This is a genomic window from Leucobacter sp. UCMA 4100 (assembly GCF_027853335.1).
In the GTDB taxonomy this organism is placed as follows: domain Bacteria; phylum Actinomycetota; class Actinomycetes; order Actinomycetales; family Microbacteriaceae; genus Leucobacter_A.
The window spans coordinates 1,537,306-1,553,850 of sequence record NZ_JAFEUS010000002.1; the positions used below are offsets into that span (position 1 = coordinate 1,537,306).

Consider the following 16,545-nt stretch of genomic DNA (forward strand, 5'->3'; position numbering starts at 1 on the left):
AGTCCTGCGTGCGAAAGTGAGGCCCACACCATGCTCCTGAACCGGCTCTGGAACGCCAGCATCCACACCCGCATCTTCCTGCGCCGATGGATGCCCACCAACATCCTCCTCGACCGACTCCGCACCCGTCGCTGCCTGCGGTGGGGTGTTCCAGCGATGCTCCTCGGCGTCGTCTACATCCTGATCGCCGCCACCTGCACCGAGCTCATCGACCAGGGCTGGAGCGAATGGCTCTACCTGGCCTTCTTCTGGGCACTATGGAACGGCCTGAAGTTCCTCCTCTTCGGGCCGTGGAGCCTCATCCTCCTGGCGCAGGTGCGAACGCGGGAAGCGATCGCACGTCGGCGGCAGCATCGACATGCTGCACGCTCCGAACACGCTCCGGTGTGACACGCGCCCATGGCGCGTGGTCGGTCATCGTTCCTGCTCGGCATCGCGCCAGGCCTTGAGACATTGTTAGTCGGCGGACGGCACGTCCTCTTGGGGATCTCGTTCAGATGGCCGGTGTTGATAACGTACTCGTGCATGTCGCGGGTCTCATGAAAGGTCACCAATACCGCTTCCCGATGCGGGAGTGTCTCGTAGATCTCGTGTTGGGCCCGCCAGGGGTGTACCTCGGACGCGCGAATCCGCGCCCGTCGAAAGCTCAGTCACGCCTATCTAGATTGGATGGTTCCTCAAGATCGGTCATAGCGCGGCGTTGGGTGAACGCGACCGCATCGTCACGCATCCTCTGCAGCACGTCCCAGTTGTGGAGCATGTCATCTGCGTCGTGATCGAAGCTCGGCACGAGTTCGCGCATACGGGTGAGGACATCGGTATCGGGCAGCGATTCCAGCCAGGCCCGCACGTCCGCGAATGTTGGAGCGTCGGGCATGTCGGCGATGGTGCCCGTCATGTCCGCTCGTACCGTCGCCGCACTCAGCCGGTCGCGGTTGCGGTCATACGCAGGGACCCGACTCCCTTCGGAGAGCGCCACCCGCAGATCCGGGTGGCCCTGCGATATCTCATGCCACGCCGGGATCTCGGGCTGGGGAGGATCCGTTCCGGTGATGAGCCTCGGGATGGCCTGCGTCCGCACCCAGGCAGCGATCTCGCCCAGCTCGTTCATCAACACCGGCCAGCGAGCGGTTTCCGGCAGGTTGATCCCGACGGTGGGGAACAGCGTCACCGGCACCACCTGGCCCGTGGGAGCCGAGAAGATGACCTCGCCCGGCACGAGCGGTTCCTCAGGCCGCTTCGGTATGTCGCGCGGATGCCGCGGTGTCACGTCTTCGCGAGACACAACAGGGATTCGAACGGCCGTGACCGCCGGGGTGCGGTGCTTCGCGTGATTCGTGTAAGCCACCAGCCGTGCTAACGGATGCGCCTCGGGATCGGTGTACCGGTGAAGTGGCTGGAGATCGTAGATGCGCCGGTTCAGATCCGCACCGCTGCGAAGCGCCGACGGCCCGTTCTTCGCCCGTTTCTGGGTCCACTCCACGAACTTGTCGTAGCTCGACGCAGCAGGCATCTCCACGAGCTTCGCCGCTCTCTCGCTGAGTTCGGCTCCCGCGTCGGCCTCGGCCTCGATGTAGATCGTGTGCTCGATCGCCGCCCGAAGCGCGTTGAGAGCATCAGCGGCCAGCAACGGGATCTTCTGCGGGATCGGCGCCACACTGTCAACCACTAGATGCCGAAGCTGCCCGTCGAGCACTTCTCGGAGGCGAACGACGTCCGAGGACTGGGCCTGGTAGTCAAAGAGCATCTCGCCGACTCTTCCGATCAGCTCGTCGACATGAGCAAGCGTCGCAGCAACCCCGAGGTGCCTATCGGGAAGCCAATGAGCAACCATCACCGCACACCTCCCGACTCTCTCGCTTTTGCTCAATCCTCCCAGAACGCCCTGACATCCCCGATCAAGCCGCTCGGTTCCGCAACCCGCGCCGGAGATGCTCCAAGAACCGTAGGGATGGCGTTCACTGCTTCGAGAGCTTGCGTCCGACGCGACGAGTATTGGGCCTGGACTCGACTTCCGCCCGCTTCAACGCCCGCCACACCATCGAGTGCCCTATACCGAGCTCCCGTGCGATCTCACGCGTCGTCAGCCCCGACTCATAGCCGCGAACCGCGTGCGCAACTTGCTCATCGTCCAACCCCTGACGACGGATCCTGACACCAGCATCCACGAGCAGATCCCGCACCGTTTCCTTACCCAAACGATGCTCACGTGCGATCGAGATCAGCGACGCCCTGGACTCGTACGCCGCGACCATCGCCTGCAACGTCTCGGGGGCGACCGGGGTTCCAGCCGTCTCAATCGGCGTCACCACCGGCCCACGAACATCACTTCGAGGCACAGCTAGACTGGAAACCGACACGCCCTGACCTTCGGAAGATCCGCGTGAAATCAACGATTTCAAGGTGACGAACGAGGATACAGTTTTCTCCCGGTTGGGGCACGTGTATCAATAAACAGATGACCCCTGACCTGAGAATGTTTCTCGAGTCAGGGGTCATTTGCGTCTGAGGCGCTCGAACACTGATCAGTTTTGACGCTGGTGGGTGGCTAACCCTCTCTGAGCTGTATCTAGTCGGCGAGGGCGACGGCGTTGCGCGGGAGCAGCGGCATCGCGAACAAGCAGAGCGCCGTGACCACAAGAATCGCTATCAGGGTTGTCGTCATTGCGGCAACGGTCCCCTGGGCGAGGGCGCCAATGAACAGGGTGGTGACGAGAGCGGAGCCGAGGCCGTTGGCGATCTGCTGAATGGCGCTGAGCGATCCGCTGGCTGAGCCGGCTTCTTCGGGCTTGAGATTGCCGAGCGCGGTATTGAAGACCGAATTGAAGCAGATGCCCGCGGCGATTCCGATGATGCTCGTTGCGATGAGGTTTTGCCACCAAGTCACCTCGACACCCGACATGATGACGAAGAGTAAGAGTGTCCCAGTGCCGAGAAGTGTGGTGAGCATTCCGGCGAGCACAAGCCGCCTACCAAGCTTGACGATGAGCGCGTTGGCGATACCAGAGCCGACGATAATGCCGATGGTGAGCGGAATCAGGTTGAGTGAAGTTTGGGTTGGGGTGTAGCCAAGGCCCAGCTGAAAGAAGAGGCTGATGACGTACATGAGCCCGCTGAAGCTCGCGAACACGCACAGGCCGACGATGAGCCCCGAGGTAAATCCACGGTTGGCGAGGAGGCTGCGGGGGAGCAGCGGCTCCTCAGCGCGGGCCTGACGCCAGCCGAAGAGGCACAGCAAGGTGATGCCTGCGACGGTGCTCGCGATGGTGAGGCCGTTCCACCCTTCTGACGAGCCGGTCACGAGCCCGAAGAGCAGAGTGAAGAGCGAGGCGGTGAGCAACGCGCTGCCGATAAGGTCGATTCGGGTCGACCGGTGGGCGGGAACCGACGGCAGGTAGCGCAAGGCGAGCACGAGGGCGATGCCGCCCAGGACGATGTTGAGCAAAAAGATCGGCCGCCAGCCGAGCCCGAACAGGTTGGCATCGATGAGGAGGCCACCCAAAATAGGCCCCGCTACGGCGAACACCCCGAGCATCGGGGCAAAGACGGCAAATGCCTTTTGCAGCATAGGCTTCGGGAACGTCGCGGCCATGATCGCCATGCCCTGCGGAATGAGCAGAGCTCCAAACGCTCCCTGCAGTACGCGTGCGGCGATCAAGACGCCCGCTGAGGGCGAAAGCCCGGCCAATGCGGATCCTGCGATGAACCCGACAAGACCGACGAGGAACGTGCGGCGCTGCCCGAACCGGTCGCCGAGCCGCCCGCCAAGTACGAGCAACGACCCGAGGGCGAGGGCATATGAGGCGCCGAGCCAGGGAATCAAACGGTCACTCGCGCCGAGTTCTCGAACGATTGAGGGGGCGGCGACGTTCGCGATCGTGGCATCCATGAGATCCATCGCATCTGCGAGGAGGACGACGAGCAGGGTGAGCCACATCGACCGTTTGGCGAGCGGTGGCGTTGTGTGCTGTGGCGTTGCAGTGGTGTTGGTGGTCATGGGATCCTCGATTCAATCGTAACGAACATGATCGTAGCGAACATGTTCGTTACGATCAAGGTCGGGATCAAGTACAGTGTGAGATATGAGTACCCCCGAACCCGTGAGCAGGCGAGAACGGCCTTCGAAGCCGGCGCTCTCGCGATCCGCAATCGTCGACGCGGCACTTGAGGTGCTGACACGAGACGGCGCCGAGAAACTCACGATTCGTCGGGTCGCTGCCGAGCTCGACACTGGCCCGGCATCGCTGTATGTGTACGTGAAAAACGTGACGGTTTTGCACGCCCTCCTGGCAGACCGTCTGCTCGCCGATCTCGATCTAGAGTGGGACGGCGCTGAGCCATGGCGCGAACGGCTCGTGCGCCTCTTAGAGGAATACGTTGACCTTCTAGCAGAGCAGGGAGAGCTCGCGCGTGCGGTCATGTTCGTGTGGCCCGACGGCCCCTTCTACCTCGACCTCATCGACGTGCTTGTGCGCCTGTTGACCGCCTCTGGCGCCAACGAACAAGCATGCGCTTGGGGAATCGACCTCCTTCTGCAACATGCGAGTACCTCGGCCGCCGAATGGGCGACACGAGCGGGCGAGAACGGGCAGCAGGTCGAAGATCTCGAAGCAACACTTGAATCGGCTGACCCTCAGCGTCATCCGGGTCTCGCGGCCTTCGGGGCAGACGCCTTCACCACGGGGAGCCGGTTCGAACGTCGCAGGTGGGCATTCGAGGCGCTGATTACTGGCATCACGGGTGTGAGCGCCTAACGTTTATCGTTCACTTTGCGCGAGTCGGGTGCGTGCTGCGGGACTCGCTTGCGCGATCCGCGCGGTAATTTCGCGTGATCTGCACCGGGATCTTGCGCGTTCTGCGACGTTTCGCTGGCGCGCCCCGTTGGGCTTCGTTGCGCTTCGTCGTGTGGTCACTTTTCGCGCTCGTGTGGTCAAAAAGTGTCGAAAATCTCGCGCGGGTTCTAACGGTGGTTGCAACACCCGAGACAATACAAGGGTGGACACTGACATGAAGTTCTCAAGGAACATGCTTGCTGAGCATGTGAACACGATCTGGGATATGCGAGCTGCTGGCTTCACCGCACGAGAGATTGGTGAACGGGTAGACAAGAGCGAAGCCGCGATCTTGTCACATATTCATTCGCAGGGCGGGGTGAGACCCCGAAGAGTAGCCCGGGTGTCGTCGTTATCGTTCGAGGAGCGTATCGAGATTCAGGCGTTATGGACGGCAAAGGCTGGGATTCGTGAGATCGCGAGGAAGTTGGGGCGTGCCCCGTCAACAGTGAGTCGTGAGATTCGGCGGAACGCGTTCTTTTCTTCTGAACGGGCTCGTAGGCCGAGGTATCGGGCAACACAGGCACAATCGCAAACGTTTCAGCGCGCCCGCAGACCGAAACCGTCGAAGCTGGTAACGAATCCGCGGTTACGGCGTTTTGTGGAGGCTGAACTATCGTTGAAGCGGTCACCGGAACAGGTTGTGGGCAGGCTACAGCGCGAGTTTCCGGATCAGCCGGAGATGCGAGTGTCACACGAAACGATCTATCAAGCGATCTATCTCCTTGCCAGGGGTGGGCTCAAACGCGAGCTTGAGGTTCGGGTTCGTACGGGGAGGAAGATCCGACACAGTCACCGTTCTGGCCAGTCTAGGCAGGGCCGAATTGCTGGGATGGTGAACATTGTTGACCGTCCCGCAGAAGCACTTGATCGGGCTGTTCCTGGGCATTGGGAAGGTGACTTAATTATCGGGAAAGATGGCAAGAGCGCTATCGGGACGGTCGTTGAACGCCACTCGAACTATCTATTCCTTGTTTGGTTAGACCCCTCGTTACCGCGGGTAGAAGCAGTCACTGAGGGGCTTATCGCGAAGATGAAAGAGTTACCTGATGTGCTTCGTCGGACTCTCACCTGGGACCAGGGCAAAGAGATGAGTAAGCATCAAGAAGTCGCTATGGGAGCTGATATTGATGTGTTCTTTTGCGACCCGCACTCGCCCTGGCAGCGGCCGACGAATGAGAACACGAATGGGTTACTGCGGGAGTATTTCCCCAAGGGCACTGATCTGAGTGTGTTCAGTCAGGCAGATCTCGATTATGTTGAGTGGGAGATGAACGACCGGCCCCGGAAACGGTTAGCGTTCGCGAAGCCGGCCGAGGTCATCGAAGAGATACTGTTGCGCTGACCGCTAGAAACCGCCCGCGAAAATCGACACTTTTTGACCACACGGTGAGAGGCGAAATAAGACGGGTGATGATGGATTAATGTCAACACCACTCGACGGGGTCTGATCTGCAAAACATGATCAAGATCTCAGTAGCCCGTGAGAGCGATCGCATAACTGCAATAACGAATCTTTAACACTGTGCTCAACATTGCTCAACGTTATGTTGAACCCCAAGAACTGAAAGTAAGACGCTCACCGCCGTATCCAGACCCGCTAAATGCACAGTGGCTTCTTATATTGCAGTTTCGTGTCGTTGCACGTGCGGTGCGTTGGAGTTCGAAAGATACTGCCGCTGTGAAGATCACTTCTTCTTTGTTCCAAGTACTTTTGTTCCATGCGGTCTGTGTTCCGCCATTCTTCTGTATGGCCTCGTTATGATGCTCCGCAAAGGCTTTGGGCTCCGTCGAGCGCTTGGCGCGTCACGCTCTTTCAGCGTCAGCCTAATCCTGCTCCAGACGGCTTTTGTCAGCTTCATCGGTATTGCAATGGGAATGGCGACTTCGGCCGTTGTTCTCATAATCTCGCATGACCCCCTGCCCGGCCTTACATTTTCTGGGGCTCTCGCTATGCTGACGCTCATTACCACGCTTATCGCGACACTCCTTTCGGCGTTCATCGTCACCAGTCGAGAGCCCATTCGTGAATTAAGAATTACCTAGTCTCAGCGCGAGCCCTCCCCAAGACAACAGAACGCATTGTCACCGGCTATCAAGCGCTCAGAGCCGCCGTCGGCGGGGTGTGCGAAGCCCGAATGGCGGGGAGTACCCCGGCGATGGCGCCGACCGCGATCGTTGCCGCGAGCCCTCCAATGGGAATCATCGCCGGCACGGCGAGCGGCCAACCATTGAGCAGCGCAACGACAGCGGTGACCCCGATGCCTGCCAACACTCCGGCAAGGCCACCAAGAAATGCGAGCAGAACCGCTTCGGCCAGAAACTGTGCGCGAATGTGGGGTCTCGTGGCCCCTAAAGAGCGGCGCAGCCCAATTTCTTTGCGACGTTCGAGCACCGTGATCACCATGGTGTTCGCGACTCCGATACCGCCCACGAGCAAAGCGATTGAGCCGACGCCCACGAGCATCCCGGTGAAGACCTGGTCGACAGTGTTCTTTGCTGAGAGCGCGTCTGAGGGACGAGACACCTTGACGTCGCCGGGCGACGAAGGATCAACGGTTTGCGGCAGTCTTTCCCGCACACGCAAGACGTCAGCGCCGTCAGATCGCTCATAAATAGTGGTCGGTATCCCGTCAAAACCGAGCACCGCGGTGGCGCGTTCTGAAGACACGATCGCCGATGTGTTCAGCTCGGGAGCTAAGAGTACGGGGTCGAGTATGCCGATGACGGTGAAAAACCGATCACCCAGCCACACCTGCATGCCAACCCTCGTGATGCCGAGCTTCTCGGCGGTTGTGCTGCCGAGCACGACCGTGTCTTGCTCTTGAGTTACCGACGTAAACCAGCTTCCCTGAGCCAGTGCCGCGCCAACCGTTTCGGGCAGTTTTTGCTCGGCAACCCGCACGACGAGTCCGTTCGTTGCTCCTTCCTGAATCGAGGGGTTTCGGTAGACGTGGCTCCTGAGGCCACTGGTCCATGAGGCCGCTTCTACGCCGTCGAGGTGACGCACGCGGGGCACTGCGTCGGGGCTGAGCTTGGTCTCGTTGCCGAGGTAGTCTTTGCCTGCGGTAACCGTGAGCATATTGGTGCCGATCTCGGCGAGCTTCTGCTGCACCAGTGCCTGGCTCGAAGTAGAGATGCCGATGACGGCGATCATCGCGGCAATGCCGATCGCGATGCCGAGCCCTGAGAGTATGGCGCGCATTGGGTGCGCACGAACGCCGTGTAGGGCGAGCCCGGCGAGATCGGCGGGCCGAAGGCGGGAACGCGGCACACTCATGACGCACCTCCCGCTTGTGCCTGCTTTGCGATACCTGGGTTCGCGGAGTCAGCCACGATAAGGCCGTCGCGGATCGAGACCCGTCGCGGCAATTGTTCGGCTAACTCACGATCATGCGTGATGAGTACGATGGTGGTCCCCTTACTGTTGAGCTCGCGAAGAAGCTGTACGACGGTTTCGCCGGAGGTGGAATCAAGGCTGCCGGTCGGTTCGTCGGCGAGGAGTAGCGCCGGGCGGCGCACGATTGCCCTGGCGATTGCGACCCGCTGGCGTTCTCCTCCTGAAAGTTGTTTTGGCTTGTGATCGAGTCGGTGCCCGAGCCCAACCGAGATGAGCGCCTCTCTGGCTTGTTCGCGGCGCAACGCGCGACTCATTCCGGTGTACAGCAGCCCTGAGCCAACATTGTCGACCGTTGTCTGCCCGTCGCTGAGGTGGAACTGCTGAAAGACGAACCCGATGGTGTGCGCCCTCAACGCGCTGAGCCTGGCGTCTGAGAGGTCGTCGACCCTGGCTCCGGTAATGAGCACCTCTCCGGTGCTGGCCCTGTCGAGGGTGCCAATGAGATTCAACAGGGTCGATTTGCCCGACCCCGAAGGGCCCACGACCGCCACGAATTCTCCCTCGTCGACGTGAAGATCGACACCACGCAGTGCCTCGGTCGGTGGTGACCCGTACGAGCGGGTGACCTTTCGGAGTTGCAGAACGGGGGTCATTGCGCCACCACCACGGTGTCGCCCTCGGCAAGATCGCCGTCGGTAATTTCGACGAGGCCATCGCCGAAAGCTCCGGTTGTGATCGTGACGAGCCGGCTCTGTTCACCGTCAATAACCTCGACCTGCGTGATACCGTCTGGGCCGGCCAGAAGCGCGAGCACCGGGACACGAATCACGTCACTCGCGAGTGTACGGGTGAATGTCGCCGTAACCGTGACATCGATAAGATCGCCGCCGATCGCTGGATCATCTGGTGTGAGTATCAGTGATACTTTCATGACCTTCTCGCCATTCTCTCCCTCTTTCTGCACGGGGGCTCCGACACTGGCGACCGTTGCCTCGACGGTCACGCCGTCGGGTAGCGAAACCGAGACCTTGCTACCCTTCTCAGCCACAGCGACAAGGTCGGCATCGATATCGATGGTGATGCGTTTATCGGTGTCGGTGACCGTGAGAATGGATTCGCTGCTTGCCGAACCTGGCGCAGCATCGACCGAGGCGATCCGCACTGCCTTCGGCTCGAACACGAAGCTTCCGAAGGGAAGCTCTCCCGTGCGCTCTAGACCGCGCGCCTGCTGCCAACGGCGGATCGCCTCGGCTGTCCACCAGGTGAACTTCTCATCGGGCTCCTGTTCGAAGAAGCCAAGATCACGCAGATTCTCCTCGAGCTGGCGAACGTCTCGGCCAGGGGTCATTCCAGAGGTGAAGCCACGCCACGCAGGCAAGGAGCCGAAGAGCAAGACCACCGGCTGATCGTCAATGCGCAACAGTTCCTCGCCGCGCCCGACCTCGGTCCCGGCCGCTGCAACCGAGGTGACGGTACCGGGGAGTGATGACCCGAGCGGTCTGCCGGTTCCGTAACTCATTGTGCCACCGGCGCGCACGCGCTCCGTGAGATCGCCTCGGCTTACGACGTCGGTTCCGACGTTCACACGGGAGTCTTTCTGCTCGGGAGAGGGCTGAGCCATGGCGGGAACAATGAGTGCCGCTCCACCCCCGAGTGTTCCGAGTATCGCCACTGTCACGATGGCCATCACGATGCGGCGTCGCCGAGGAGTGTTCTCAGGTGCAGACGTTGTGCGCTTAGCCATGTGACTGTCCCGTTTCGAAGCCTGCCTTGACGGCACAGGCATCCAGCACCTTTTCGTCGTACGCGCCTGGCTCAAGCGGTGCTACACCGGGGGCCATACCATCAGACGGCGGTGTCGGGTCGTCCCAGTCGTAGCCGCTGTCACGCATACACTTCGCAAACGAGAGCTGCTGCTGGTGGTACTCCTCTTCGGTTGGCAGGTTTGGATCGACGGGAGCCTGACCAACCTTTTTCACGCAGACGCTGTCTGCCTCCTTGAATGTTGTCTCATCGACCCCGAGCGTGCTGAGATCGAGCATTTCGTTCGGTGACCGCGTTGGTATGTCGATGCCCTCGTCGCGCAGGCATGCATCGAACTTTTCGGTCCAGGCGGTCATTTCTTGTTCGAAGGTGGAGTTGCTCACGCCCCCATCGCTACCGGTCGAACTTGATCCGCGATCCGCCTCGCTTGCTTCTTTGGCCGCACCGCAGGCGGTGAGCGCCGAAGCCAATATGAGACTGATGCCCGCCGCCGCTGCAACGCGACGCCCTGCTCGTGCTCTTGTGAATGTCATGGTATTCCTTTCGTTGAGGCGCCAGGAGGGCGCTCAGAAAAGTACAACTCACAGGCGGTCATACTGACGTAAGCCAAATGCTTTACGTTTCTTTTACCGGTTACCGGGTTGAATGAAGAGCGCGCGGTCGGCGTGAACCAGGAAGGGAGGGCCACATGCGAGTACTCATTGTTGAAGACGAACCGCTGCTTGCCGAAGCGCTCAGAGCGGGCCTCGAACTCGAATCTATCGCCGCAGATATCGCGAACGATGGTGAGGCGGCGCTCATGGCTGTTGACCTCGTTCCTTACGACGTCGTCGTGCTTGACCGCGATATTCCTGTGGTGCACGGAGACGAGGTGTGCCGAGTAATTGCCGAGCGCTCCGTTCGCCCAGCGGTGATCATGCTGACGGCTGCCCATTCGCTGCAGTCGCGTGTCGATGGGCTCGCGATCGGCGCCGATGATTACCTGACGAAGCCCTTCGAGTTTCCCGAACTCGTGGCCCGCCTGCACGCACTTGCGCGCCGCCCGTTCTCAGCACAACCGACCGTGCTTGAGGTCGGCGATATTCGACTCGACCCGACCCGCCACGAAGTCACCCGACGTGGCCACTTCGTGCACCTCACCCGCAAGGAGTTTGCGGTGCTTGAGGTGCTCATGCGCGAACCCGAAGCCGTGGTGAGCGCCGAGCAGCTGCTCATCCGCGCCTGGGACGAGAATGCCAATCCCTTTACTAACACGGTAAAGGTCACCATCTCGGCGCTGCGCCGAAAGCTCGGCGAGCCCTGGCCGATTCGAACCCTGACGGGAACCGGATACACGATGCGGATCGAGCCGTGAGTCGCCCTACGTCTTCATCTCAGGTTGGGACGCCCCGTCGGCACCGGCTGACGTTTCGCATGCGGTTGGCGCTCACCTATTCGGGGCTGCTCACGGCCTCTGGGGCGGTGCTGCTCACGCTCACGGCAGTGATCATCATCTGGTTTCCGACCTACAGTTTTACCCCCAGCGAAGCGTTGTCGGTGTTACCCGACAACGCCGCAAGCCTGCCGGTTTCGCCGTTGAAGGGTGAGGCCAGTGATCTTTCGATACCCTCGGTCAAGGTGACGAGCACCGAAGACCTGATGCAACTGTTTCTGATCGTGAGCGCGGGTCTTATGCTCGCCGTCGCAGTGCTTGGCGGCTTTATTGGGTGGAAGGTCGCCGGCAAAATGCTTGCGCCGTTACACGAGGTCAGCGCCGCTGCGAAGCAGGCTGCGAGCGGTCATCTCGACCATAGAATCGGGCTCGGTACTCCTCGTGATGAGATCACCGAGCTTGCCAACACCTTTGACGAGATGCTCAGCAGTTTGGAGACCGCGTTTCACGCGCACCAACGGTTTGCGGCAAACGCTTCGCACGAACTGCGAACCCCGCTTGCGACCACGCGCGCGATGCTTGATGTCGCACTTGCCACGGGAACTCCTGCAAGCCGAGACCTGCTCGTCGGGCTCCGTGAAATGAACGAGCGAAACGTTGAAACGGTAGATGCGCTGCTCGCACTGGCTGACATTGAAGCAGTTCCTGGGGCGACAGATGCGCTGTGCGATATGGCGTCGATCACGGCTTCGAGTGCGGCTGCACTCACCTCTCTCTTTGCCGAATGCGGGATCGATCCGTCCCTTGATCTCGCTGCAGCCACTACCAGCGGTGACGCCCGCTTGCTCCGGCTGCTCGTCGACAACCTGCTCAGCAACGCGGCACGACACAACGTCGAGGGTGGGTTCGTTGCGGTGCGCACAGGCGTTGAGCAGGGCGAGGGGTTCCTGCGTGTCGAGAACAGCGGGCCCACGATCACGGCCGAGCAGGCACTACAGCTCACCGAACCATTCGTGCGCCTCCAAGGACGTGGGGCCGGGGGCCAGGGCCATGGTCTGGGGCTCGCCATCGTGGCCGCTATCGTGCGATATCACCGAGCCGACCTCTCGCTCGAACCGCGAGGGCAGGGCGGGCTCGTGGTTACCGTGAGGTTCCCGCTCGCCCGTGACTAGTCGTTGGGTGCGGCGGTAACGCGCGAGTTGTGCGAGCTCTGCCGGACTCGCTTGCGCGATCCGCTCGGTAATTTGGCGTGATCTGCACCGGGATATTGCGCGTTCTGCGAGGTTTCGCTGTCGCGCCCCGTTGGGCTTCGTTGCGCTTCGTCGTGTGGTCACTTTTCGGGCTCGTGTGGTCAAAAAGTGTCGAAAATCTCGCGAAAATCGACACTTTTTGACCACACGGTGCACGGTGGGCGGCGGGCGGCGTGAGGTGCACGAGCGGAACGTGCCACCGGGGGCGCACCATGGCGCTGAGCGCTACGGTGACGCCGTCAACGATGCGTTAGTGCTCAACGACCCGCGCCCGCGAATGCGGATTTCGTGCGTTGACCGCTACGAGCACCGTTGAGACGCCGGTGATGAGCGGGACGGCAGTGAACAGGAGCACCATGAGTACATCAGGGTAAGGGTGCGGCTTGGGGAAGAGGAATACGGCGATGGCGGTCAGGAGTATGAACCAGACCACCCAGCTCCACACGATGGCGTATTTGCGCCGGGTGCTTCGTTGAGGGTCGCGCACGTACAGCACAGAACTGATCGCGGCGCAGAACGTGGCTGAGGTCAGCAGGGCTGGGCCGATCAGATACCAGGTCACCACCAGGACGAAATATGCGAGCCATCCGGCTCCCTCGGAGTCGATGGTTACAGCGAACGGTGAGAGATAGGCCAGGACAGTGAGCGCGCCGAATGCCACGGCGATCCATCGTGTAGCTTTCATCGTGAGGTCACCTCATTGGCACGCGCGCTCGAGGGTCTCGCAGAGCTTCCCGAGGGGCTGTGCTGCCTCGTGTGGCGCGGCTGTGGTGGCCTGCCAGGCATCCGGCTCCTCGCCTGCGCCGATCTGCTGTTTCTTGAACCTGTCATCATGGATAAGAGTACTGCTCGCATTTCCAAGGGGCTACCGCTCAACGGTCGCGTTCTCGAAACTGACGCGTTCGGAGGCTGTTGCAGCGGCGAGTTCGTTCCATGACTCCATAACCTCTTCTGTGGGGAGGGCCTCGAGAATGTGTTGGACACGAGACCGAGTCTGCTTCTCCAGAAAGTGTGGTCTTGCTCCGGGTCTGTTTCGAGCCCGCTCCAAGCGGATATGTCCATGATCATGCTGGCTTTCGCCAGCGTTGCCGCTCAGGCTGCACTTTGTTTCGTATCTTGCCTGTTCTTTAACGCCCCCCCTCGCTGGAACGTCCCTCCGTGTGGTCACTTTTCGCGCTCGTGTGGTCAAAAAGTGTCGAAAATCTCGCGCAAATCGACACTTTTTGACCACACGATGAGGGGCGAAGCGGGAAAAGGGGACGGGAAGACGGGGCAAGCCAGGCAGGCCCGGCAAGTGTGAAAAACCCGAAACCGAGCGGGCCCCTCCACTACAGTCAACATATGGGTGCACGAAAGCAGAAGCCGCAGCGATATCAAGAGCCGCGTGAGAGTGCCGAGGCCAGGGGGCGCGCGAACGCGATCGTGTGGCGCGCGTGGCCGTTCATGGCCTGGGGGCTGCCCGTCGCGCTGTTCCTCGTGGGTTTGTTGCTCGGTACGGGTGGCTGGGAAATGGTCATCGTGATGCTCCTTTCGCCGGTTTTGCTGCCCGCTTTGGCGTTCACAGCCCTCCTGCCGCGCATCATCATGAAGCGCTCGGCCGGGCTGCGCTCATCGAAGACGCTCATCAGCGTGCTGCTCATCGTGCAGTGGTGGGGCACCGCGCTCTTCGCGCTGAGTGTGCGCGGCGTCGGTGACTCGGGCAGTACGGCATCGGTGCTCGGCTCAGTGTTCTTCAGTATTCGGGAGCCGCTCGAGCAATTGCTCATGGGGCTTGGCGTCGTCCTCGTTCTGGTGTCGTACCTGACGGTGCTCGTGCTCGCGGCGAACCTGCCGAAGCCACGTGATGGCGAACCGGTCATCGAGCCAAGCCCGGTTGCGAGATCGCAGGGCCGATGGTCCATCGTGGGGGCAGCCGTGCTCGTTCCGGCGGTGCTCATCGGGGTGACCGTCGCTGGCGTCGGGGTGGGCGATGCGACGCACGATCGTGTCGCCGCCGAGCAGGAGCACCTGTGGAACGACATGCAAGAGCAACTCAGCTTCATGCGCGACGTCATTGCCGCCGACCCCTGGTATGTCTCGGGCGGCGGCGCCTTAGACGATGGCAAGGACGCCTACCGCATGAATATCGGGTGGATCCTCGAGCTTGATCTCGCTCCCGAAGAGGTCGCCGAGCGCGCGGTGAACGCGGCGGGCAGCTCGGGCTGGCAGCTTGAACGGCAGCCGGTGACCGAAATCGAGGCTCTTGACGCGGCCAACGCAGGCAGCGTTCCCGGCAGTCTGCAGCAATTTCTCGCGACGACCGACGACGGTTGCGAGATCATCGTCACGATCGACCAAGCGGTGAACGGTGAACAAACCGAGGAAGGCTCGGAGGCCCCGTCGGCAGAGCAGCCAAGCGATGCAACGACCGAGGCGAACGAATCAAGCGATGCGAACGCCGCAGCGACCCGCATCGCGCTCTCGATGACGAGCCCGCCGAAGCCGGTCGCGCGAGACCTGTGGATCGACTGGCGTGAGCGCGTTCCGAGCGAAGAGCAATCGGTCAATCTCGATCACCGCTCCGAGCAGCGTCATGGCCCCGCTCGTGCCTTCGACCCTGACGAGTGGCCGAGCCTCGCGAAGGTCAGCACGACCACGTTCTTCTAGCGCCGGCCGCCAGCTCGCGGGGCAGGAGTGTGCCTCGCAAGCATCGAAGACACCTTCGAAATTACACCGGTGTAATTTATCCACAGCATCGATTGTGGATAAGTTGATAACTTTCGTCCGGGCCAACCGGCGATCCGCACGAGGGGCCTGGTCGCGCGTGCGATGGTTGACCGCACGCGAGCGGTTTCAGTACGCTTTTGTTGCATGAATATGCGAGTGCACGCGCCTAAACTTCAGCCCGGCGACAAGGTTGCGGTGCTCTCGCCCGCGTTCGCGGCACCGGCTATCGGCCCCGCGGTGCACGAGCAGGCGATGCGCCGGCTCGCCGAACTCACGGGGCTCATTCCCGTCGAATACCCGACCACGCGCAAGCTCGGTGCCACCGCCGAAGAGCGGGCCGCCGACGTCAACGCCGCGTTCGCCGACCCAGAGATTCGCGCGATTCTCGCGACGGTCGGCGGGAGCGACCAGATCACGGTCATCAGGCACCTCGATCCGGAGCTTGCGCGAGCCGATCCGAAGCCCTTTCTCGGCTACAGCGACAACACGAACCTGCTCAACTGGCTGTGGTCGCACGGCGTCGCAGGATTTTACGGCGGATCGACGCAGGTGCATCTCGGCGCAGGCCCCGCGGTCGACCCCGAGCATCTCGCGGCGCTCACCGCTGCCCTCTTCACGGGAGAGCGGCTCGAGCTGACCGAGCCCGGCGAGTCAGAAGACTACGGCAGGGAGTGGAGTGACGTGCTCGCGACGAGCGAGGGAGGGCTGCGCGAGGCGACTGAACCGTGGGTGTGGGCTGGCCCCGAGAAGGTCGCTACGGGGCCGACGTGGGGCGGCTGCCTCGAGGTGATCGACCAACTGGCAATCGCTGATCGTTTGCCGAGCACCGAGGCGCTTGAGCGCACGATCTTGCTCCTGGAGACGAGCGAAGAGATGCCTGAGCCGGGGCAGGTGCGGTATTGGGTGCGCGCGCTGGGTGAACGCGGGCTGCTCGGTGCGGTTGCAGGGGTCGCGGTAGCGAGGACCCCGGGCAGTGCACTGGGCCGGCCCCTGCCAGACGCGACGGCGCGTGCGAAGCGTAGGGCCGATCAGCGTGACGTGATGCTTGAAGAGATTGGCGCCTACAACCCCGACGCTGTGGTGTGTATCGGCCCGCCGTTTGGCCACACGAAGCCGCAGTGGATCGTGCCGTACGGCGGCGAGATGACGCTCGATGGTGTGGCTCGGCGCGTGTTCGCCGACTACGCCTAACCGGTGGGGCGGCCGAGACGTTTGCTCCTCGGGGCGAGCTGAGAAGAACCGCCCGGAGTGCGCATGAGCGACACCAAAACCCTGTTGAGC

The 16,545-nt window shown here is 61.7% G+C and carries 16 protein-coding genes; 7 read left to right on the top strand and 9 right to left on the bottom strand.

What is annotated here, in order from left to right; translation table 11 throughout:
- The first annotated feature begins 30 nt into the window (after positions 1-30).
- Positions 31-390 carry a hypothetical protein gene (locus JSO19_RS07285; RefSeq protein WP_086992932.1) on the top strand — a complete coding sequence of 120 codons (360 nt, stop codon included), beginning with the start codon at positions 31-33 and terminating at the stop codon, positions 388-390.
- A gap of 256 nt (positions 391-646) precedes the next feature.
- Here the strand turns inward: JSO19_RS07285 and JSO19_RS07290 are convergent, their stop codons facing one another.
- From JSO19_RS07290 to JSO19_RS07300, 3 genes are all read right to left on the bottom strand, one after another.
- Positions 647-1,834, bottom strand: a complete 1,188-nt coding sequence (locus tag JSO19_RS07290; protein ID WP_086993036.1) for a hypothetical protein — start codon at positions 1,832-1,834, stop codon at positions 647-649.
- Between the two features lie 124 nt (positions 1,835-1,958).
- On the bottom strand, positions 1,959-2,339 hold the full coding sequence (locus JSO19_RS07295) for a helix-turn-helix domain-containing protein (protein WP_143244747.1): 381 nt from the start codon (positions 2,337-2,339) through the stop codon (positions 1,959-1,961).
- A 230-nt stretch (positions 2,340-2,569) separates the two neighbouring features.
- Entirely contained in the window at positions 2,570-3,997 is a 1,428-nt protein-coding gene (locus JSO19_RS07300; RefSeq protein ID WP_270910708.1) for an MFS transporter, read from the bottom strand.
- An 85-nt stretch (positions 3,998-4,082) separates the two neighbouring features.
- Here JSO19_RS07300 and JSO19_RS07305 point away from each other — a divergent pair, with 85 nt between their 5' ends.
- Both JSO19_RS07305 and JSO19_RS07310 read left to right on the top strand, forming a co-directional pair.
- Positions 4,083-4,754, top strand: a complete 672-nt coding sequence (locus tag JSO19_RS07305) for a TetR/AcrR family transcriptional regulator (RefSeq protein ID WP_270910709.1) — start codon at positions 4,083-4,085, stop codon at positions 4,752-4,754.
- A 271-nt stretch (positions 4,755-5,025) separates the two neighbouring features.
- Positions 5,026-6,177 (top strand): IS30 family transposase, encoded by a 1,152-nt coding sequence (locus tag JSO19_RS07310; RefSeq protein ID WP_442915703.1) that lies wholly within the window; start codon positions 5,026-5,028, stop codon positions 6,175-6,177.
- Positions 6,178-6,520: 343 nt separating this feature from the next.
- Here the strand turns inward: JSO19_RS07310 and JSO19_RS07315 are convergent, their stop codons facing one another.
- From JSO19_RS07315 to JSO19_RS07335, 5 genes are all read right to left on the bottom strand, one after another.
- Entirely contained in the window at positions 6,521-6,835 is a 315-nt protein-coding gene (locus tag JSO19_RS07315; protein WP_270910710.1) for a hypothetical protein, read from the bottom strand.
- 92 nt (positions 6,836-6,927) lie between these two features.
- On the bottom strand, positions 6,928-8,112 hold the full coding sequence (locus JSO19_RS07320; protein ID WP_270910711.1) for an ABC transporter permease: 1,185 nt from the start codon (positions 8,110-8,112) through the stop codon (positions 6,928-6,930).
- Positions 8,109-8,825, bottom strand: a complete 717-nt coding sequence (locus JSO19_RS07325) for an ABC transporter ATP-binding protein (protein WP_270910713.1) — start codon at positions 8,823-8,825, stop codon at positions 8,109-8,111. The genes JSO19_RS07320 and JSO19_RS07325 overlap by 4 nt, the downstream gene beginning before the upstream one ends.
- Positions 8,822-9,916 (bottom strand): peptidoglycan-binding protein, encoded by a 1,095-nt coding sequence (locus JSO19_RS07330; RefSeq protein WP_270910715.1) that lies wholly within the window; start codon positions 9,914-9,916, stop codon positions 8,822-8,824. The genes JSO19_RS07325 and JSO19_RS07330 overlap by 4 nt, the downstream gene beginning before the upstream one ends.
- Positions 9,909-10,469 (bottom strand): hypothetical protein, encoded by a 561-nt coding sequence (locus tag JSO19_RS07335; RefSeq protein WP_270910717.1) that lies wholly within the window; start codon positions 10,467-10,469, stop codon positions 9,909-9,911. The genes JSO19_RS07330 and JSO19_RS07335 overlap by 8 nt, the downstream gene beginning before the upstream one ends.
- A 155-nt stretch (positions 10,470-10,624) precedes the next feature.
- Between JSO19_RS07335 and JSO19_RS07340 the strand changes: the two genes are divergently transcribed.
- Together JSO19_RS07340 and JSO19_RS07345 are read left to right on the top strand one after the other, a co-directional pair.
- Positions 10,625-11,290, top strand: a complete 666-nt coding sequence (locus JSO19_RS07340) for a response regulator transcription factor (protein WP_270910718.1) — start codon at positions 10,625-10,627, stop codon at positions 11,288-11,290.
- Positions 11,291-11,349: 59 nt separating this feature from the next.
- Complete coding sequence (locus JSO19_RS07345) at positions 11,350-12,480, top strand: sensor histidine kinase (RefSeq protein ID WP_270910720.1); 1,131 nt, start codon at positions 11,350-11,352, stop codon at positions 12,478-12,480.
- Between the two features lie 328 nt (positions 12,481-12,808).
- Here the strand turns inward: JSO19_RS07345 and JSO19_RS07350 are convergent, their stop codons facing one another.
- The gene (locus JSO19_RS07350; RefSeq protein WP_270910721.1) at positions 12,809-13,243 is read right to left on the bottom strand and encodes a hypothetical protein; all 435 of its coding nucleotides are present in this window, start codon (positions 13,241-13,243) and stop codon (positions 12,809-12,811) included.
- A gap of 656 nt (positions 13,244-13,899) precedes the next feature.
- Between JSO19_RS07350 and JSO19_RS07355 the strand changes: the two genes are divergently transcribed.
- On the top strand, positions 13,900-15,204 hold the full coding sequence (locus JSO19_RS07355; protein WP_270910722.1) for a hypothetical protein: 1,305 nt from the start codon (positions 13,900-13,902) through the stop codon (positions 15,202-15,204).
- Positions 15,205-15,408: 204 nt separating this feature from the next.
- Positions 15,409-16,455: a S66 family peptidase gene (locus JSO19_RS07360; protein ID WP_270910724.1), complete on the top strand. Its 1,047-nt coding sequence runs from the start codon at positions 15,409-15,411 to the stop codon at positions 16,453-16,455.
- The last annotated feature ends 90 nt before the right edge of the window (positions 16,456-16,545 follow it).